Source organism: Pantoea piersonii (assembly GCF_003612015.1).
GTDB classification, from domain to species: domain Bacteria; phylum Pseudomonadota; class Gammaproteobacteria; order Enterobacterales; family Enterobacteriaceae; genus Pantoea; species Pantoea piersonii.
Map to the genome: position 1 here is coordinate 52,740 of NZ_RARB01000005.1, position 19,265 is coordinate 72,004.

The 19,265-nt window shown below is 56.4% G+C and carries 19 protein-coding genes; 13 read left to right on the forward strand and 6 right to left on the reverse strand.

Going from position 1 to position 19,265, the window contains the following annotated elements; translation table 11 throughout:
* Nucleotides 1–278 precede the first annotated feature (278 nt).
* Nucleotides 279–836, forward strand: a complete 558-nt coding sequence (locus tag D7S44_RS14555) for a YbhB/YbcL family Raf kinase inhibitor-like protein (RefSeq protein ID WP_120456017.1) — start codon at nucleotides 279–281, stop codon at nucleotides 834–836.
* Between the two features lie 146 nt (nucleotides 837–982).
* Here D7S44_RS14555 and D7S44_RS23530 read toward each other — a convergent pair whose 3' ends face one another.
* Nucleotides 983–1,222 (reverse strand): biofilm development regulator YmgB/AriR family protein, encoded by a 240-nt coding sequence (locus D7S44_RS23530; protein ID WP_158591261.1) that lies wholly within the window; start codon nucleotides 1,220–1,222, stop codon nucleotides 983–985.
* Between the two features lie 711 nt (nucleotides 1,223–1,933).
* On the opposite strand from D7S44_RS23530, the gene D7S44_RS23535 reads away from it, so the two are divergent.
* The 3 genes from D7S44_RS23535 (at nucleotide 1,934) to gap (ending at nucleotide 4,053) form a co-directional block, all read left to right on the forward strand.
* Complete coding sequence (locus D7S44_RS23535; protein ID WP_158591263.1) at nucleotides 1,934–2,095, forward strand: hypothetical protein; 162 nt, start codon at nucleotides 1,934–1,936, stop codon at nucleotides 2,093–2,095.
* A 450-nt stretch (nucleotides 2,096–2,545) separates the two neighbouring features.
* The gene (locus tag D7S44_RS14565; protein ID WP_120456021.1) at nucleotides 2,546–2,857 is read left to right on the forward strand and encodes a hypothetical protein; all 312 of its coding nucleotides are present in this window, start codon (nucleotides 2,546–2,548) and stop codon (nucleotides 2,855–2,857) included.
* 194 nt (nucleotides 2,858–3,051) lie between these two features.
* The gene (gene gap / locus D7S44_RS14570) at nucleotides 3,052–4,053 is read left to right on the forward strand and encodes a type I glyceraldehyde-3-phosphate dehydrogenase (protein WP_120456023.1); all 1,002 of its coding nucleotides are present in this window, start codon (nucleotides 3,052–3,054) and stop codon (nucleotides 4,051–4,053) included.
* Between the two features lie 15 nt (nucleotides 4,054–4,068).
* On the opposite strand, the gene D7S44_RS14575 is transcribed toward gap, so the two are convergent.
* Entirely contained in the window at nucleotides 4,069–4,956 is an 888-nt protein-coding gene (locus D7S44_RS14575) for a LysR family transcriptional regulator (protein ID WP_120456025.1), read from the reverse strand.
* A 124-nt stretch (nucleotides 4,957–5,080) separates the two neighbouring features.
* Here D7S44_RS14575 and D7S44_RS14580 point away from each other — a divergent pair, with 124 nt between their 5' ends.
* A complete protein-coding gene (locus D7S44_RS14580; protein WP_120456027.1) occupies nucleotides 5,081–5,806 on the forward strand; it encodes a pirin family protein in 726 nt (241 codons plus the stop codon).
* Between the two features lie 102 nt (nucleotides 5,807–5,908).
* Here D7S44_RS14580 and D7S44_RS14585 read toward each other — a convergent pair whose 3' ends face one another.
* Both D7S44_RS14585 and D7S44_RS14590 read right to left on the reverse strand, forming a co-directional pair.
* A complete protein-coding gene (locus D7S44_RS14585; RefSeq protein WP_120456029.1) occupies nucleotides 5,909–6,622 on the reverse strand; it encodes a RipA family octameric membrane protein in 714 nt (237 codons plus the stop codon).
* 974 nt (nucleotides 6,623–7,596) lie between these two features.
* Nucleotides 7,597–7,848: a hypothetical protein gene (locus D7S44_RS14590; protein WP_120456031.1), complete on the reverse strand. Its 252-nt coding sequence runs from the start codon at nucleotides 7,846–7,848 to the stop codon at nucleotides 7,597–7,599.
* Nucleotides 7,849–8,460: 612 nt separating this feature from the next.
* On the opposite strand from D7S44_RS14590, the gene purB reads away from it, so the two are divergent.
* The 7 genes from purB to D7S44_RS14625 all read left to right on the forward strand — a co-directional run bounded on the left by purB (nucleotide 8,461) and on the right by D7S44_RS14625 (nucleotide 15,985).
* Nucleotides 8,461–9,831, forward strand: coding sequence for an adenylosuccinate lyase (gene purB / locus D7S44_RS14595; RefSeq protein WP_120456033.1), 1,371 nt, complete (start codon nucleotides 8,461–8,463; stop codon nucleotides 9,829–9,831).
* Entirely contained in the window at nucleotides 9,828–10,331 is a 504-nt protein-coding gene (locus D7S44_RS14600) for a GNAT family N-acetyltransferase (RefSeq protein ID WP_120456035.1), read from the forward strand. Before purB ends, D7S44_RS14600 begins: the two co-directional genes overlap by 4 nt.
* Before the next feature lie 28 nt (nucleotides 10,332–10,359).
* Complete coding sequence (locus D7S44_RS14605; protein WP_240629471.1) at nucleotides 10,360–11,163, forward strand: amino acid ABC transporter substrate-binding protein; 804 nt, start codon at nucleotides 10,360–10,362, stop codon at nucleotides 11,161–11,163.
* A 62-nt stretch (nucleotides 11,164–11,225) separates the two neighbouring features.
* Nucleotides 11,226–11,897 (forward strand): amino acid ABC transporter permease, encoded by a 672-nt coding sequence (locus D7S44_RS14610; protein WP_120456040.1) that lies wholly within the window; start codon nucleotides 11,226–11,228, stop codon nucleotides 11,895–11,897.
* 7 nt (nucleotides 11,898–11,904) lie between these two features.
* Nucleotides 11,905–12,666: an amino acid ABC transporter ATP-binding protein gene (locus D7S44_RS14615; RefSeq protein WP_120456042.1), complete on the forward strand. Its 762-nt coding sequence runs from the start codon at nucleotides 11,905–11,907 to the stop codon at nucleotides 12,664–12,666.
* Between the two features lie 50 nt (nucleotides 12,667–12,716).
* On the forward strand, nucleotides 12,717–13,868 hold the full coding sequence (locus D7S44_RS14620; RefSeq protein ID WP_120456044.1) for an amidohydrolase: 1,152 nt from the start codon (nucleotides 12,717–12,719) through the stop codon (nucleotides 13,866–13,868).
* Between the two features lie 164 nt (nucleotides 13,869–14,032).
* Entirely contained in the window at nucleotides 14,033–15,985 is a 1,953-nt protein-coding gene (locus tag D7S44_RS14625) for a methyl-accepting chemotaxis protein (protein ID WP_120456046.1), read from the forward strand.
* Between the two features lie 51 nt (nucleotides 15,986–16,036).
* Here D7S44_RS14625 and D7S44_RS14630 read toward each other — a convergent pair whose 3' ends face one another.
* Nucleotides 16,037–16,678 (reverse strand): HD domain-containing protein, encoded by a 642-nt coding sequence (locus D7S44_RS14630; protein WP_120456048.1) that lies wholly within the window; start codon nucleotides 16,676–16,678, stop codon nucleotides 16,037–16,039.
* Nucleotides 16,679–16,791: 113 nt separating this feature from the next.
* Here D7S44_RS14630 and D7S44_RS14635 point away from each other — a divergent pair, with 113 nt between their 5' ends.
* Nucleotides 16,792–17,763 carry a GlxA family transcriptional regulator gene (locus tag D7S44_RS14635; protein WP_120456050.1) on the forward strand — a complete coding sequence of 324 codons (972 nt, stop codon included), beginning with the start codon at nucleotides 16,792–16,794 and terminating at the stop codon, nucleotides 17,761–17,763.
* Nucleotides 17,764–17,772: 9 nt separating this feature from the next.
* Here D7S44_RS14635 and D7S44_RS14640 read toward each other — a convergent pair whose 3' ends face one another.
* Nucleotides 17,773–18,981 (reverse strand): zinc-dependent alcohol dehydrogenase, encoded by a 1,209-nt coding sequence (locus tag D7S44_RS14640; RefSeq protein ID WP_120456052.1) that lies wholly within the window; start codon nucleotides 18,979–18,981, stop codon nucleotides 17,773–17,775.
* Nucleotides 18,982–19,265 lie beyond the last annotated feature (284 nt).

The following is a 19,265-nucleotide window of genomic DNA, read 5'->3' on the forward strand; positions in this document are numbered from 1 at the left end:
GAGATTGAAATCACCATGGTTGCAGGGAATGCCTAAGCGTAGACCTTTGTGCTAAGCGCTGCGCGGTAAAAAGGGGCGCGCGGCGCAGAAATCCGCAGGTTTCGATAGCTTTCCATTCAGCGATGCCGTGGCGGGCCAGCTTCGTCGGCGCGCCCCTCTCTGTCTGCTGCTGCAACATCGTTTACGCCTCGGGCAATAAACTTATGCACTGTTTTCATGCTTATTCTCGCTCCGCCTTCCATACTCAGCTATCAGCCACCTGAACGGAGACAGAGGTTATGAGATTAGCAAGCGCCATTCTGCTGGCGATACTGCCCGCGGCCAGTTTTGCGGCTGCGCCGCTCTTTACGCTGCAGTCGCAGGATTTTACCGATAACGCTTTTTTAGCGAAATCGTTCGCAGGCAATAATAAAAGCAGCCCCGCCTGTACCGGCGATAACGTTTCTCCGGCGCTGAGCTGGTCGAACGCGCCGCAGGGGACAAAGAGCTTCGCGCTACTGGTCACCGATCCTGTCGGTGGCAAAGGGCTCGGCGTTACCCATATGGTCGCCTATAACATTCCTGCCGCGACGACCGCTTTCGCACAGGGCGATTTAACGAAAGGCAAAGGCTATACCGGCGGCAAAAACTCTCCCGGCACCACCGCCTGGTATGGGCCTTGTCCACCGGTCGGCAGCGGAATGCATCACTACAACTTTGTGATGATCGCCACCGATCTGCCGCCTGAACAGCTCAAAGCGGGATTAACGCATGATGAGTTGCTGAAGCAGCTTAAAGGCCATGCGCTGGGTGCCGCCTCGCTGGTAGGGCGGTTCAGCAACGATCCGCAGGAGTAAAGCGAAAAGGGCGCAGGCCTGACACGGCCTGCGCAACGGCCGTTTCAGCGCAGACGATAAAATCCATTAACAGCAGGTCCCGCTCGATGACAAGCGGAACCGGGTAGGGTAGGGTAAAAAAGACGCAGGCTATATAAGGAAAACAGTTATTGTCGGCCAAAGAGCATGCGAAAAAGCCGGTAATAGATCCGTTCTTCCTCTTTATCTTGCGTCTGCTCCAGTCGCTTCAGTAATTTGCAGCATATTGACTTGCGACTCACCGGTTTTTCAGCGCGGATTAATTCACACACGATCATTCCGATAGTAAGGTAGCGGACCGCGGCTTCGTCGCTGAGCGCTTTCTCTTTCAGCGTGCAGAGGAGCATTTCGCTACTTTTATCTGACATTGGACCTCCCGGGACATAATGGCAATAAATAGCGTTGCTACATAAACGTTTCGCTTGTGATCCGGCGATGAAGGAGAAAGCCAGATAAAGCCAGCGGCACAGTATATAAAAGCATTGATGGAAATTGACCGGTTGTGCTGTACCCGCTTCCCCGGATAAAGAGCCAGGGCCGATTATCAGCCGTACTGTCTGCTTCAACTGCATGTTCACGCTTTTTTCAAAGCTGCCCGACTGAGCGCTTTGCGTTTCTCTTTCCGCGCTTTCAGCACCCTATCCGAAACGCCGCGTGATCCCGTTAGAGAAAAAACCTCAGAGACGACTGAACTATGAAATCAGAACGGCAATATATCAATAATAAATTTCATAACCTGCTTTTAATTCCTGTTGCGAATTAAGCGTAAAAGAGAAAGCCGCGCGCCTAATATATTCATATTAAATAGATAAAACATATTTTTTATACAAATTCCAACCTGGTGTACTGATTTGCCAAAAGTGCTGATTCGTGAAAGAAGTCACATTACATTTGGCAGAATTTCCAGCAGGTTGCGCTCATGTCAGTATTTATCCCTGCAGGCTATTCTGGCTAAACAGGCGAGTAAAACGCCCGCTTCTTTAGTAGGGCGTGAGCAGGCCGCGGAGCGCAACAGGCTGTTTTAGTCGCCTATACTTTTTATTAACCGAAGCGCGAAAGAGAAACGAGAAGACCTGAAGATGAATGAAGAGTTTGAGCGCCAGCAGTTTGAACGCTGGATCCGCAGCGATGAATTTTTTGAGGAACGCTGGCTGAGACGAGACAGTTCCAGAGGCTATCGTTACCATCTGGTGGAGAATCGCTGGAAGGCGTGGCTTGCCCGTAGCAAACTGAGCCAGTAGCGCTTAGCCTTATTTAAGCCTTAGTAACCCCCTGCGCTGATGCAGACATCAGGTGTCCGGGAAGATTATTTGCGCTTTTATCTGCTTAAGAAAAACAGCTGGCCTTATAAGTGGGTCGGCTTATTAAAAAACGCGTCATAGCGCAGCAAAATTCATCAGTAAAAACTGACTTAATTAAGCGCTCACTCAATGCGTAAATTGCGCCGGGCAGCTGCGTCACAGGGTGGCGGTGTTCCGTACGGCCTGAGCCGGTAACAGCAGGACCTTTGCGGCCCTTTATCCTGCCTGATCACTGTATCACCCTGTCAGCGCGTTCGCCCCTGAAGAAACGGCGGGCTTAGCGGATCGTGTCATCGCTTAAGCGGCCGTTTGTTTACTGCTGCTTTCGTGCAACGCAGGCGTTTTTAAACGCTATGCTTATGGGTCAGGCCAGAAAGAGCAGAGGTAGGTTTGTACATAACAGAGATCGATATTGATCATTACGCGCTTGAGTTAAGGCGTATTGCAGCAGGGTATCAGACAGGCGAAAAACTACAGGATGTTAAAAAGCGAGTCGACGGGCTGATTGATACGCTTAAAATGACGCTGGCCAGCGATGCGCAGCTGCAGGTGCAAAAATGGAGCGAACTGGCGGAGGCGTTGAGCCACTATATGAAAAATACCGCCGATCCCGACTGGACCACCATCATGGCCTACGCCAAAAGAAAGGTAAACCGAAGTAAACAGAACGCCATGTTCCGACGTAAACGCTTTAAGAATTAAACCGCCAGCGGCGGTTTTTTTCTGCCTGTCGCTTACCGCCCGCACGCCTCTTGCTGACAAGTTTCCCCAGGCCGCACAGGCTATACTCTCTCACTTCACCGCAGTGCAACGTTGTTATGCAGTAATGGTTCCATGCGCAGATTCACCCGTCATTAACCCTCAACACGCAGTGTTACCGGATTTGGGAGATCACCATGAAGAAAATTGGCATCAACGGTTTTGGACGTATTGGCCGTCTGGTTTTACGACGCATTCTGGAGCAGCAGGAGGCGGTGGAGGTGGTCGCGATTAACGATCTCACCTCGCCGGAAATGCTGGCCTATCTGCTGAAGTATGACTCCAACTACGGCGCCTTCCATAGCGACGTCAGCGTGGACGGCAATACGCTGCTGGTCAACGGTAAAAAAATTACGGTCTTTGCAGAGAAAGAGGCGAAGAATATTCCGTGGGGATCGCTGGGCGTCGACGTCGTCATTGAATGTACCGGTTTCTATACCTCAGCGGAAAAAGCGCAGGCGCATCTGGACGCTGGCGCAGGCAAAGTGCTGATCTCTGCGCCAGCAGGCGAGATGAAAACCATCGTTTATAACGTCAACCACGACACCATCAGCGCGGAGGACAAGATCATTTCCGTTGCCTCCTGCACCACCAACTGCCTTGCGCCGATGGCGAAAGCCCTGCACGACAGCTTTGGCATTAAAGTTGGTACCATGACCACCATTCACGCCTATACCGGCACCCAGGCGCTGGTGGATGGGCCGCGCGGCAAAGATTTCCGCTCATCGCGCGCCGCTGCGGAAAATATTATCCCGCACAGCACCGGCGCGGCGAAGGCGATCGGGCTGGTGATCCCGGCGCTGACCGGCAAGCTGAAAGGCCACGCGCAGCGCGTGCCGACCAAAACGGGTTCGGTCACCGAGCTGGTGTCGATTCTGGAGAAAAAAGTCACGGTCGACGAGGTTAACGCGGCGCTGAAGCGCGCCTGCGAGAACAATGAGTCGTTTAAATATACCGAAGACCAGATTGTCTCCACCGACGTGATCGGCGTGCCTTACGGCTCTGTCTTTGATGCGACCCAGACAGAAATCAGCGAAGCGGGCGATCTGCAACTGGTTAAAACCGTCTCCTGGTACGATAACGAATATGGTTTTGTCACCCAGCTGGTGCGCGTGCTGCATCTCTACGTCACCCTCTGAGTACGGGCGGGCTGTTCAGCCCGCTCTGTTTCCCAGCTGTTCCTGCAAAAAATTCAGCAGCACGCGGTTTACTTCGCTGCGCTGGCGATGCTGCGGATAGACTGCATTCAGGCAGAGCGGCGCGGGTTGAAACGGCTCCAGCACGCTGACCAGCTCGCCGCGCTTCAGCGCCGGCCCGACAATAAATTCCGGCAGCAGTACCAGCCCCAGCCCGGCAATCGCCGCATCGCGCAGCACTTCGCCGTTATTGCTCAGCATCGGACCCTGGACAATCACGCTTCGGCGTTTGCCCGACTGCTGCAGTTCCCAGCCGCTTAGGGCTTCCCGTCCGTAGCGCAGACAGGCGTGCTGTGCCAGATCGTCCGGCGTGTCGGGTTCGCCCGCACGTGCCAGATAAGCAGGGCTGGCGCAAATCAGACGCCGTTGTTCGCCGAGACGGCGCGCAATTAACGTCGAATCGGCCAGCGCGCCGATTCGAATAGCCATATCGAAACCTTCGCCGATCATATCGACGTAACGATCCGCCAGTTCAATATGAAACTGCAGGGCAGGATGCTGCGCCAGGAACTGCGCGATAAGCGGTGAAAGATGGCTCATGCCGAACGACATCGGCATGCTGATACGGAAGGTGCCGTGAAGCTCCTGCCGACGCGTCGACATCGCCTGCTCTGCTTCGCGGACATCGTCGAGAATACGCTGCGCGTGCGGCAGGAAAAGCATGCCCGCCTCCGTCACCGAGAGTTTGCGTGTATTGCGGCTCAGCAGCTGCGACCCCAGCGAGGCCTCCAGCGCGGCCATGCGGCGGCTGACGTACTGCTTGGAGAGCATGAGCTGCTCCGCTGCGGCGGTGAAGTTGCCTGCATGAATAACGGCGACATAGATACGAAGGTCTTCTATCAGCATATTGTCCACTTATTCGTGACAGTGATTGCCATTCCAGCCTGTTTTTATGGAAATTAGTTTACGGTATTGTCTGTTCCATCGGAAGGGCAAAGGCGCTTCCCCTTTTACATAACAGGAGCAGACCATGATTGAGCAACGACTGTCAGAGCAACGCGGCCTCGGCGACCACGGCTGGCTGCATTCACGGCACACTTTCTCGTTCGCGAATTACTGGGATCCAAAACAGAGCGGCTTTTCCGACCTGCTGGTGATCAACGACGATCGGGTTGCTGCTGCACGCGGTTTCGGCGCCCATCCGCACTCCAATATGGAGATCCTCTCTTATGTACTGGAGGGCGCGCTGGAGCATAAGGACTCCATGGGCACCGGTTCGGTTATCGTCCCCGGCGACGTTCAGCTGATGAGCGCAGGTAGCGGCGTGACGCACAGCGAATTCAACCATTCGAAAAGCGATGGCGTGCACTTTCTGCAAATCTGGATTGTGCCGGCGGAAAAAGGAACGCAGCCTGGCTATCAGCAGATTTCGGTGCCGGAAAGCGAAAAACGCGGTCAGCTGCGCCTGATTGTCTCGCCGGAAGGCGAAGATAACGCGCTGTCGGTGCGTCAGGATATGCGTCTCTATGCCGGTTTGTTCGATGGCGATGAGCAGCAGACCTTTACGCTCAATGAAGCGCGCTACGCCTATATTCATGTCGCACGCGGCAGTGTGACGGTGAATGGCATCAGCTTTAAGGCGGGCGACGGGGCGCGGGTGCGCAATGAGAAAAGCCTGACCTTTAGCGAGGGTGACAATGCCGAAGTGCTGCTGTTTGATCTGCGCCCGGTTGAAGTGAACCATCCGAGCCGTTAATGCCTGATAAAAGCCCGACGCCAGCGCGTCGGGCTTTTCCGTTATGTACTGTGCAAAAGAGAGACCGCTTGACGACGTTGGTCGCTCTCTGTAACCGAGCCTTTATCTGCCGGGCTTTTCCTCTGACGATCCTTTATCTTCCTGCTTTTCCTCTTTTTCCAGCCCGACCGGTTCCTCATGGTCCAGCCGGTGCGGCTTCAGCAGCTGAATATCCAGGATCACATAGGTCATGGTGGTAATAAACAGCGAGATAACGCTGCCGATAACGCCGCTGGTGGTAAAGGTAAAGAAGTTATACATCACTACCCATGTGACGCAGATAAACAGCGCCAGCGCGACATTGATGGCGGAAAATGAGTAGTGAGTGGTGCGCGCGCCCAGATCCATGATCTGCTTATACAGGTTGCCGCCGGTATATTTCTCCAGCAGCACAATGGCGCGCTCCCAGTTTTGCAGACGGCGAGCGCTGCTGCGGGTGACAAACAGAAACAGCAGCGAGAGAAAAAAGCCGGAGAAGGCGATCAGCACCGGCACTGCCTGCAGCGCATAGTCGAGGCTTTTATGGCCGGTGCTGCGCGTAGAGAGATCAAGCGTCAGGAATGCGCCGAGTGCGGCATAAAGAAACACAAACAGCGCGAGGAAAAGCGCGTTGCGTTTCCAGTCGCTCTCCACTTCAACATTCCGCTGGGCGCGGGCGTTCTGCAAAGCCAGGCGCATCGTCTCCGCCTGCACAGAGCCAGATTCGACCGTCTCGACCGGCTCGCCGAAAAGAGTGTGCAGAAACTGTTCATCCGCCTTTTCAATCATCATCTTTATTATCCATAAACGTTATACGCGATGGGCACAGTGTAATAGAGCCGCCGCGCGTGGCAAAGCACGGGCCTGAAACAGCGGCGCGCAGTAGGCTTAATGGAGAAAAAAGAGGGTGGCACCGTTCTTAAAAAAGGTTTATCAACGCTTTGCTTCGCAAAGCTGTACCGCGAGGTGACATATCAGATATTAAGAACCCGCCGCCGAGCGGTTTTTTGTTTCCAGGCATTGCTCTCTGTCAAAGTCTGTATTGATCTCTTGCTGCATTGCGCAGCCAGAGCTCTCTGTATATCACGCCGATAATTCAAGGGAAATAATATGAAAACAGCCATATATGTCAGAAGAGGCAGGAGCCATTTTCAACGAAATGAAAACTAAGCCCGCACGGGCTGAGAAATTACTCAGTAAACGCATATCAGCCTGGCACGCTGCTAGTTCATATCGACGCAGCTAGATATGGCGGGACCGGCGTTATAGCATTTCTGTTGTTATAAACGCTGCGATTGATGGCAGCTTTCTTCTTTGGATGGGCGGCTGGAGGGAATTGAAGAAAGAGCGATTCATGCACACAGCAAAAAGATCCGTCTGATCAGTGGTGCGCCAGTGGATCAGGCACTTTATCAGAGATAGAGGGCTGCGCAGGGCCGCCGTTTTGATAGCTGAGAGCTGCTAAAGCTGGGATAGCTCCTAACGCACTGCTTCTGCGATAAAATGGCTGCGGCTGGTATAACGGGCGTCCTGTCCTGCAGCTTTATCATGTTCTTTTCAACGCTCAGTCTGTATGACTACGTTTTTTGCGTCGGTGCGGCCATCTCGGCAATCTTGTCTAACAAAACCTATTACGCATCCAGGCGCGCGGAAAACTGACGAGCAGATTAAGCTGACTGGTAGCAGAACATACTGGACGCCGAGACATGTGTTAATCGCTACACTGGCGGTGCCTGACTGCCGGATCGCTCATTTTTCTGACGCCGTCTCGATCACCGGGTGGCATTGGGTGTTGAAGTGCCGGCAGGATGATCTTTTTTGTATAGCTCATGTATTTCGACCGTTTTCCCATCCCTGAGGGTGCAATAACCAATGAGTCCATCTTCCGATGGATACAAGTTCAATACACTGTCTGGAAGAGACTGGCAGTACTGTACTTCAACTGATTTCATAACATCTTCTTCCTTACCAGAGGCGAGCACAGGAATGACAAGCGCTGCCAAAATCATGAAGTATTTTTTCATTAGCCCTCTTTGAAATACCAAAATCCCTGACGGTATAACCGGGATATGCCGCGCCGATCAGAACCTCTGCTGTGCCTGAATCTTATCTACTCATGCCGGGCTTATCCAGAAAATCTCCCGTGCCGGCATGGCATATACGAAATCGTTCCGGTGAGATGGCAGCCCGATCTGATGGATGTAACAGAGATTTAACTAAGGGGCAGAAAAGGGGGCAAATCCTCTTAAATGGGGCATCTGTCAGAGGTGATCGGCGTAGGTTAGCGTTTCGAGAGGCTCCCGTAACCCATTTTGAAAACAGGCAATTAATCTTTTTTCAGATGCTCAGGGAAAAGAGTGAAACTTATCTGAAAAAAGAGGCAGCAGCCGCTGCTTAATAACAAAAACGCAAAAAGAAAGGCGATATTTATTTACAACCTTGCGCTTAACGCTCTGTGCTTTCCTTATCTGGCAAGGCCTGCGGCCGTTTAACCGCTTTCGCCAGACAATCGCGAAGAGACGGGCTTTTGCCAGACAGTTATAACTTAGCGCTATAAGATATGTTTTTCCATTATCAGTAAGGCGGTTTGAAGATGTTATTTTAGGGCTTCGTAAAACAACACAAGTGACATTTATATGGCGTCACATATTATTGATTTTCTTTTAATTGGCAACAATTTTGGTACACCAGAAATGCGCACTGTCTGGTCGGAGCAGAACCGGCTAAAACAGCAGGTCCAGGTCGAAGTCGCGCTGGCTCAGGCAGAAGGCGAACTCGGCGTGATCCCGGCGCAGGCGGCAAAGATCATTGTTGAACGCGCCGATCCATCACAGCTGGATATCGACGACATCGCTCAGCAGGGCGCGCAGATGAAACACTCGCTGATGCCGACGCTGATAGCCTTGCAAAAACAGTGCGGCGAGGCGGGCGAGTTTATTCACTATGGCGCAACCACGCAGGATATCGTTGATACCGCTACCGTGCTGCAACTGCGCGACGCTTTCGCCATTATTCAGCGCGACGCAACCGTGCTGGCTAATGAGCTTTCTGGCGTCGCCAGGCGCTATCAGCATACCCCGATGGTGGGCCGTACGCATGGCATGCAGGCGCTGCCCACCACCTTCGGCTTTAAAGTCGCCGTCTGGCTGGACGAATTTCTGCGCCATCTGACGCGTCTTAACGACATCAAACCCCGTACGCTTACCGGCAATATCAACGGCGCCATCTCCACTTACGCTTCCTTCGGCCCACAGGGCCCGGAAGTGGAAAAGCGCACGCTGGATATTCTGGGTCTGGCAACGCCGAATATCGGCTGGCAGTCGGCGCGCGACCGCTTCTCGGAGTTCGCCTCCGTCGCGGTGCTGATCAGCGGCACGCTGGGCAAAATCGGCAACGAGCTTTATAACCTGATGCGCACTGAAATCAACGAGATTGAAGAGCCCTTCTCCGCCGGAAAGATCGGGTCAACCACCATGCCGCACAAGCGCAATCCCGCTGCGCTGGAGGGGCTGGCCAGCCTGACCGCGCCGGTGCTGAAAAGCGCCGCGCTGATCTATGAATCGATGCACGTCGAACACGAGCGCGACGCCATGAGCTGGCGCGCCGAGTGGATCGCCCTGCCGGAGATCTGTATTTACCTCTCGGCGCAGCTGCAAAACGCCATCGCTATTTTGCGCGGCATGACGGTGAATGAAGCGCGCATGCGCCGCAACCTGAATATGCAGGGCGGTCTGCTGCTGTCGGAAAAGGTGATGTTCGAACTGGGCAAAAAGCTGGGCAAGCAGACCGCGCACCATGTGGTGTACGAGTGCGCCATGCAGGCCTACGAACAGCAGCGCGACTTCAAAGAGACGCTGCGCGCCCATCCGCAGATGGACAACAGCATTAGCGACGACGAACTCAACGGCTGGCTCGATCCGGTGAACTATCTCGGCTCGGCGCCGCGTAAGGTGGATGAGGTGATCGCCGCCGCGCAGGCGTCGGGACTGCTGGAGATACGGGCATGAGCGACAGTTTCCGCCAGTTGACTGAGGCTGATACCGCGGCCTATTACACGCTGGTGCACGCGGCCTACGCTTCCGCGCGCGATCTGGGCATTAAATTCGATGCGGCCACGGCCGACGCAGAGCAGATGCAGCGCCATATCGCTGCGCACGGGGTTTACGGCATGTTCCGCGAGGGTGAGCTGGTCGCCTCGGTGACGCTGCGTTACCCTTGGGGCCCGCTGCCGGGCCCCTTCGGTCTGCCGCATATCGGCTGGTTCGCCACCGCGCCGCACTATCGCGGTCAGCGGCTGGGAGTGAAGATGCTCGACTGGCTGGAGCAGGCCGTGCTGCACGATCAGCTGCGCGCGCCAGCCTACTCGCTCGGCACCGCCGAAAACCATCCGTGGCTGATACAGCTTTATGAGGCGATGGGCTTTGAGAAGGTCAGCAAAAAAGACCTCGGCAAAGGCCACATCACCGTTTATATGAAAAAAACGATTCATACACAGCACGCCCGCTAAGCGCGGCTGCACAGAAAAGACGAGGGAAATCACCATGAAAAAAGGGTTAATCGCACTGTCCGTCGTGATGGCGGCCTCACTGCTTAGCGCCTGTGACAACAATGATAAAAACGCGCAGGGCGGTTCCGACGCCACGACCATTCGCGTCGGCGCGACCGGCCTGAGCTTTCCCGGCGCCTTTAAAAAAGATGGCAAGCTGACCGGATTCGACGTTGAGGTTACCGAAGCGATCGCCAAAGACCTGAACTACAAAATCGACTGGGTCACCTCGGATTTCAGCGGCCTGATGGGCCAGCTGGAGGGCGGCAAGCTGGATACCGTGGCGAACGTGGTCGCTATCACGCCAGCGCGTCAGGAGAAATATAACTTCTCCACCCCTTACAGCTATTACGGCAGCCAGATCGTTACCAATAAAGGCAACGCCGATATCAACACGCTGGACGATCTGCGCGGCAAGACGATTGCCGGCGTGCTCGGCTCCAACCATCTGGCTAACCTGAAAAAAGCCTTTGGCGATAACGGCGTAACGATCCGCACTTACGAGAGCCGCGACGGCGCAATGAACGACGCCATCAACAATCGTGTGCAGGGCTACGTCAACTCTGGACCGATTTTGATGGCCGAGATTAACCAGAAAGGTCTGCCGCTGAAGTTTGTCGGCCAGCCGCTGGTCATCGAGTCTGTCGGTTTTCCGTTCCACAAAGATGAGAAGGGCGACAAGCTGCGCGCCGCGTTTGACAAAGAGATCGACGCAATGCGTAAGGATGGTCGCCTGAAAGCGATTTCGGAAAAATACTTCGGCGAAGATATTACCGTACAGCCGTCTCACTAAACCCTGCGTTTACTTGTCAACGTTTGCCACCGCCGGGTGGCAAACGTCGTTAAGGGCTTTTTATGAATTTTGATTTTAATTATCTGCTGAAGATTTCGCCGCAAATTCTCAGCTATCTGCCGGTCACGCTGATGCTGGCCGTGGTGTCGATGGCGTGCGCCATGGTGATTGGTCTTGGGCTGTCGCTGCTGCGCAACAGCAAATCGATGGTGGTGAGCAAGCTGGTCGAGCTTTATATCTCGCTGTTCCGCGGCATGCCGTCGCTGGTGCAGCTCTTTATCATCTACTTCGGCCTGCCGCAGCTGTTCCCGGCGCTGACCGGCATGTCCGCCACCACCGCCGCGATTATCGGCTTCAGCCTGAAGACGTCAGCCTATATGGCGGAGATCTACCGCGCCGGTCTGGCGTCAGTCGACCCCACGCAGATGGAAGCGGGGCTCTCTATCGGCATGCGTCGGGCGCAGATCTATCGCCGTATCATTCTGCCGCAGGCGCTGCTGAATGCGCTGCCCGCCACCGGCAATACCTTTATTTCGCTGATCAAAGACACCTCCGTCGCTTTTGCGCTGGGCGTCTCCGAAATGTTTGCCGAAGGCAAAATGATTGCGGCGGAGTCGCTGCGCTACTTCGAAACTTTCCTCGTAGTAGGTCTGATTTACTGGTTGGTGATTATCGGTTACGCCCGCCTGCAGGCGCTGCTGGAGAAAAAACTCAGTCACTCACTGCAACGCTAAGGCTCATATGATCAGTGTAAAACAGCTTAATAAACGTTTTGGCGATAAGGTCGTGCTGAACGATATCAGTCTGACGATCGGTGAAGGCGAAGTCGTGGCGATTATCGGTCCCTCCGGCTCCGGCAAATCGACCCTGCTGCGCTGCCTTAACCTGCTGGAAAAACCGGAGTCCGGCGTTATCCAGATCGGCGAGGTTTCGCTCGATACCGCGAATTACAACGCCAAAGAAGAGCATGCGCTGCGCGGTCAGACAGCCATGGTGTTTCAGAACTACAGCCTGTTTCGCAACAAAACCGCGCTGGAGAACATCACCGAAGGCTTGATCATGGTGAAGAAGATGCCGAAAGCGCAGGCCAGCGAGACCGGCATGCAGCTGCTGGAGCTGGTCGGCATGGCACCGCAGGCGCATCAGTATCCGGTCACGCTCTCCGGCGGACAGCAGCAGCGCGTCAGCATTGCGCGCGCGCTGGCGGTCAAACCGCGCGCCATTCTGTTTGATGAGCCGACTTCCGCGCTCGATCCTGAACGCGTGCATGAAGTGCTGCAGGTGATGAAGAGCCTGGCGCAGCAGAAGACCACCATGGTAATCGTCACGCATGAAATGCAGTTCGCGAAAGAGGTGGCCGATCGCGTCATCTTTATGGCGGACGGCCATATTGTCGAGCAGGGTCCGGCGGAGCAGGTGATCAGCTTCTCCGACAACCCGGTGACGCGCCGCTTTTTGCGCCAGATGACTAACATCGAAACCAATGATGATTTCAATATTTAAGCGCGCCGCCGCATACTTTGCCGCAGGCCACCGCACGGGAAGGAGATAAGATGAAAGAGATCCGCGAACAGGACAGGGCGCTTGCCAGCCAGATCCAGGCGTTTCGCCACGATATGCACCGTTTTCCTGAGCTGTCGAACCAGGAGTTCGAAACCACGGAAAAAATTCGCGCCGCGCTCACCGACGCGGGCATCCGCATTCTCGATCTGCCGCTGAAAACCGGCCTAGTCGCTGAGGTGGGCGAGGCGTCAGGCCCGCTGGTTGTGGTGCGTTCCGATATCGACGCCCTGCCGATCGAAGAGGAGTCCGGCGTAGAGTTTACCTCTGAGCGTGCGGGCGTTATGCACGCCTGCGGCCACGACTTCCATACCTCTGCCGCGCTGGGCGCCGCCATCTTGCTGCAACAGCAGGCAGCGTCGCTGAAAGGTCGCGTGCGCATTCTGTTCCAGGCCGCCGAAGAGACCGGTCTGGGCGCGCCCGATCTGATCGCCACCGGCGCGCTGGATGAAGCCGCTGTAATTTTCGGCATCCATAACGATCCGACCCTGCCGGTCGGCGTGGTGGGCGGCAAAGAGGGCGCGCTGACGGCGGGCGTGGATCGCTTTGAGATCAAAATCGCCGCGAAGGGCGCGCACGCGGCGAAACCGCATGAGGGCAACGACCCGATCGTTATCGTGGGCCAGATTATCAGCGCGGTGCAGACGCTGATCAGCCGCAACGTACCGTCGGATCAGAACGCCGTTGTTTCCATTACGCAGATCCACAGCGGCAGCACCTGGAACGTTATCCCGGATACCGCCTATATGGAAGGCACGGTGCGTACCTTTAGCGCCGAGGCGCGCGCGCTGATCGAACAGCGTTTTCGGGCGCTGCTCGACGGGCTTGCCGCCGCGTTCGGCGCGAATATTGAGTTCCTGTGGCATGCCGGCCCGCCATCGGTGGTGAATACGCCGGAGTGGGTGGATTTTGCGCTGGAGCAGGCGAGCGACGTCGGTTTTGAGGCGCGCCGTATCGAGGCCAGCCCCATCGGCGAAGACTTCGCCTTCTATCAGCAGAAGATCCCGGGTACTTTTATGATGGTAGGCTCAGGCGGCCCCTGGGCGCTGCACCATCCGAAATTCCGCGTCGACGATAAAGCGCTTTTTCCAACGGCGCAGTATCTGGCGCAGCTGGCGGTTAACGCCTTGAATAAACTGGCCTGATTATCCTGTTTTCGGGGCGAACGCCTGCACGTTCGCCCCTTTTCCCTCTTTCCCTTTTTATTCCTTACTTAAGTTTCAAAACCCCACGCCGATAAGCTCTGTAACAGCATTGCTGTTTTATTCGCCAGCACCAGAAAAATGAAAGAGTGGGGAGAAAACCAATAATGAAAGCCGATCGCGCCACAAAAAAAAGAATAAGCACCCGCGCCATGATGCTGCTGACCGGCGCGTTAACTATCACTACCGGCTTCGCCGTCACCATCGGTGTGCTGAGCTGGCAGTCAGGCCAGGCGCAACGCACCCTGGCGGAGGAGTATCTGCAGCAGATTGCGCACAGTAAGGCGATGGAAGTGGAAAAGAGCCTTAACCATGCGCGTGATGTGGCGCAGAGCCTGGGGCAGAGCCTGATAGCGATGCCGGATGCCGGCATTCATGACCGTCACGCCCTGGATAAGCTGACCGAATATACGCTCCGCAGCAATCCCGATTACCTTTCCATTTCGGTGATCCTGGAGAAAGATGTCTTCGACGGGCGCGACGCAGAGTTCGCCACGCAGAGCGGGCAGCCGCCGGAAGGGCGCTACGCCTGGTTTGTCGATAGCGATAAGGCGGGTCATTACATGATGCATCCGCTGACCTCCTTTCTGACGCCGGGTCAGGGCGACTACTATCTGGTGGCGCAGCGCACGCGCAAAGATTTTCCTACCGAACCTTACAGCTACGCCTATAACGGCGTGCCGACCCTGCTCACCTCTATCGCTACGCCGATTATCGATCGCGGCAAACTCTGGGGCGTTGTTACCTCCGACATTTCGCTGGCGGCGCTGCAGCAGCGGGTCAATGAGATTAAACCCTGGCAGGGCACCGGCTACGCCATGCTGCTCTCCAGCGGCGGAAAAATCGTCTCCTCGCCTGACAAAGAGCAGAATAACCAGATGTGGAAAGGCGACAAGAGCCGCCTGAAATCAGAGGTGACGGAGCAGGATGACGCTATTCTCGGCGAAAAATCCCTCATCACCTGGCAGCCGGTTGTTATCGGCAACAGCAGCAACGTCTGGTATCTGGGCGTCGCCGCGCCGGTGAGCGTCGTCATGAGCGGCGCGCGTCAGCAGCTGCACAACGCGCTCTGGATGATGCTGGCGAGCATTGTGCTGGTGAGCCTGCTGCTTGGGGTCGTATTTAGCCGCATCGTGCTGCGTCCGCTGGGCGGCGAACCTGCCGACGCGGCGGCCTTTGCGCTGGCGGTGGCGGATGGGCAACTCCATACCCGTATTCCGCTGAAAGCGGGCGACCAGAGCAGCCTGTTCTATGCGCTGCATACTATGCAGGCGCGGCTGATCGCCATGGTGAGCCATATTAAAGAGACCAGCGCATCGGTACGCGACGGCGCAGAGGAGATCGCTAAAGGTAATATCAACCTGGCGTCACGCACTGAACAGCAGGCCGCCGCGCTGGAGGAGACCGCAGCCAGCATGGAACAGCTTACGGCGACGGTGAAACACAACGCCGCCAATGCGCATCAGGCGACGACGCTGACGGAAAATGCCTCGCTGACCGCGCGCAAAGGCGAGGCGCTGGTGGGTGAGGTGGTGCAGACCATGGCGCAAATCAACGACAGCGCGCGCAAGATCGGGGATATCACCGCCATCATCAACAGCATTGCGTTTCAGACCAACATCCTGGCGCTTAACGCAGCGGTAGAAGCGGCGCGCGCAGGCGAGCAAGGGCGCGGGTTCGCCGTGGTCGCTTCAGAAGTGCGGAATCTGGCGCAGCGCAGCGCCTCGGCGGTAAAAGATATCGCCTCGCTGATTGAAGAATCAACGCAGCGCGTTGACAGCGGCGTCAGCCTGGTTCGCACTGCGGGTAGCACCATGCAGGAGATTACCCAGGCGGTGACCTCGGTGCAGGCGATTATCGACGAGATCGCTACCGCATCGGATGAGCAGAGCCGCGGTATCAGCCAGGTTTCCATCGCGGTCAACGAGATGGACAGCGTCACGCAGCAGAACGCCGCGCTGGTGCAGGAGATCTCCACCGCCGCCAGCGCTATGGAGGATCACTCCGCCATGCTGGCGCAGTCGGTCGAGCAGTTCCGGCTGGAGGGAGAGCCAGCGTAACGCGATACGGAAGAAAGCAGCCGCCAGGCTGCTTTCTTTACCTTTGCCCGTTTAACCTTTCCAGCGCGACTGCCGAATGATGCTGCAGAAATTGAGCGGCGCGAAGTCAGGCTGTTTATCCGCAATCACATCGGCTTTTACATTACCGAAGGTGGTCTGCGGCTTGTGCCGGATACCGTCGTAGAAAGCCTGAATAATCTCCTCTTTAAAGGAGGCGCTGCGCGGATGCTGCTGCACCACCGCTTCGCGCTCTTCATCGCTGAACCCATCGTAACGGATACCCAGCACGTCCATTTCAACGCCAGCGGTCACCAGCGCAATTTCCGCCGCCATAAACTCAGGAATGCCGGGCGTAGTGTGCAGCGCAATCGCCGTCCAGACCTTGTCGATATCGCTTTGCGCAATGCCGTAGCTGGCCAGAAACGCTTGCGCCGCGTTCGCGCCATCCACTTCAAAACGCTTGTCGCAGCTACAGTGCTCGTGCGTCAGGCCAATATCGTGAAACATGCAGCCAACGTACAACAGTTCGCGATCGACCTTCAGCCCGCGCTGCTGGCCTGCTAAGGCACCCCAGTAGTAGACGCGGCTGGAGTGGTGAAACAGCAAATCGGATTCGCGGTCGCGAATAAACGCGGTGGCGTCGCGGGCGAGTTGCGTATCAGGAATGGTGACGCCGTTTATATGAAAGCTCATCAGGATTCTCCAGTGGATTAACTGGCTGTGAGCATAAAACGCATGACGCTTGTCTCAAATTGTCTTATAACGACGTTTAAGGTCATAACGACAGTTCAGGACGCCCATAGAGCATGTCTCACTCAGTTACCCTGTTCGCGCTGCCCGGCGTGCAGCTGCTCGACGTTTCCGGCCCGCTTGATGTCTTTGCCGAGGCGAACCGCGCGCTGCGCCGTCAGTTCTATATTCTGCGCGTCATGGCGGCGGACGCCAGCGCCATTACCGCCTCGTCCGGCGTCCGGCTCAGCGCCGACTTTCTGCTGGGCGATGCGGTGCGCCACCCAATCGACACGCTGCTGGTGGCGGGCGCGCCGGATGCGGAACAGCAGACGCTGAGCCAGGCGCAGTGCGCGCAGCTCCGGGCGATCTGCGCGCGCAGCCAGCGCTATGGCTCAGTCTGCAGCGGCGCGCTGCTGCTGGCACAAACCGGGCTGCTGCATCAGCGGCGCGTCACGACGCACTGGGCCTGCGCCGATCTGCTGGCGCTGCGCTGTCCGCAGGCGCTGGTGGAGCCGGACGCTCTCTATGTCGCCGACGGGCCGCTGCGCACCTCGGCGGGCGTGACCGCCGGACTGGATCTGGCGCTGCGGCTGGTAGAGGAAGATTTAGGACGCGAGGTGGCCCAGGAGGTGGCGGCGAGCCTGGTGATGTTTTTTCGACGCCCGGTCAGCCAGGGGCACTTCGCCCGGCGCGACAGCGTGTCGCTGACAGGCCGCGCCGCGCTGCAGGATTTGCAGCGCTGGGCGCTGGCGCATCTGCAGGAGATTGGCGGCGTGCAGGATCTGGCGGCGCATATCGACCTTAGCGTGCGTCATCTGGGGCGTCTTTTCCGTCAGGAGCTGGATATGCAGCCGGGAAGCTGGCTGGAAAATGCGCGCATAGAGAAAGTGCGCGCGCTGCTGGAGGAGGGGCAACTGCCGCTGAAGGCGATCCCTGCCGCCAGCGGCTATCGCAGCGGCGATGTAATGCGCCGCGCCTTTGTAAAACACACCGGCATGACGCCGGCGGTTTATCGCAGGGTATTTTTACAGCAGGGGCCAGAGTAGCTGCGCTGCTCAGGTCTCCAGTTCTACTTTTATCCAGCCCGGCTCGCGCTTGTCGAAAGCCTTGTAGGCCTCAATGACATTCTCGATCGGTTCCTCGTTGGTCAGGACTTTGGTGGGATCGATTGCGCCGGTACGCGTCAGTTCCAGCAGATAAGGGATATGGGTGTGATGGTTGCAGTTGCCCATTTTGATGGTGAGATTTTTGTTCATCGCCTTGCCGATGGGGAAGGTCTCCGCGGTCGGCGGGTAGACGCCGATGATGCTGAGACGGCCCGCTTTTTTCAGGCCGGCGATCGCCCACTCCAGCGCCTGCGTCGGGGCATCGCCGGGGATCCAGTTGCCGTGTTGCGGATGGGTTTCAGGCGCGACCTGCGCAACCTCCTGCGCGAATTTATCCGCTTTCTGCTCCGCCTCGGCGCTGGCTGGACCGTGATGGGCATGCTGACTGTCAACGCCGACGGCGTCGATGGCGCAGTCCGCGCCGGTGCCGCCGGTCAGCTTTTTAATCACCTCAACCGGATCTTCCCGCTCGAAGTTCACCGGGAAAGCGCCCTGACGGCGCGCCATCGCCAGCCGGTCTTCGTGGCTATCCACCGCAATGACCCGCGCCGCGCCCATCAGCAGCGCGCTGGCAATGGCGAACTGGCCGACCGGCCCGCAGCCGAACACCACCACAATATCGCCGCGCGTGATATCAGCCAGTTCGGCACCAAACCAGGCGGTAGGAAAAATGTCGCTGATTAAAATGGCCTGCTCATCCGTTACGTCGTCGGGGATTTTCACCAGCGTATTAGCGGCGAAGGGGATGCGCGCTTTTTCAGCCTGAAGCCCGTTTACCGGGCCGGTCGCTTTGGGGCCGCCAAAAAAGCAGGTGCCTGCCTCCGGGCCATTGGGGTTGGCGTTATCGCACTGCGCGGTATGGCCAGCGCGGCAGGGCGGACAAACGCCGCAGGATACCGTCGAACAGACCACCACCCGATCCCCCGGGCTGAAGTTACGCACCTCGTCGCCGACCTGCTCTACGATGCCGACCGCCTCATGCCCCAGGATAGTACCGGGCTGCATATCGCTAAAGGTGCCGCGAATAAAATGCAGATCCGTTCCGCAAATCGCCGAGGCGGTAATTCGAATAACGGCATCGCCCGGTTGTTCAATTTGCGGATCGGGAACGTTATCTAACTGGATATTTCCCACGCCGTGCCAGACTAATGCTTTCATTATTTACCTCCGCCTCTTGAGTATCGTTTGCTGGAAACCTGTCGAATTAAAAAGTATAGAAAGCGTCAGAAATCCTGCCCGGCGCATAAATAAACGCAGCGGGTAGCAATGATTAACAATTTTTGAGATCTGCCTCTTAAATTATTTTTTTCCGTTGAAATTACTGGGTTTTTTATGATTAAACCTCAGCGGAGCGCTGAGGTTTCAGACGTGTTGAGATGTATAAACGAAGCCGTTTTATTGCAGGCCATATAATTGCCGCTAAGCTGAAAACATAACTTTAC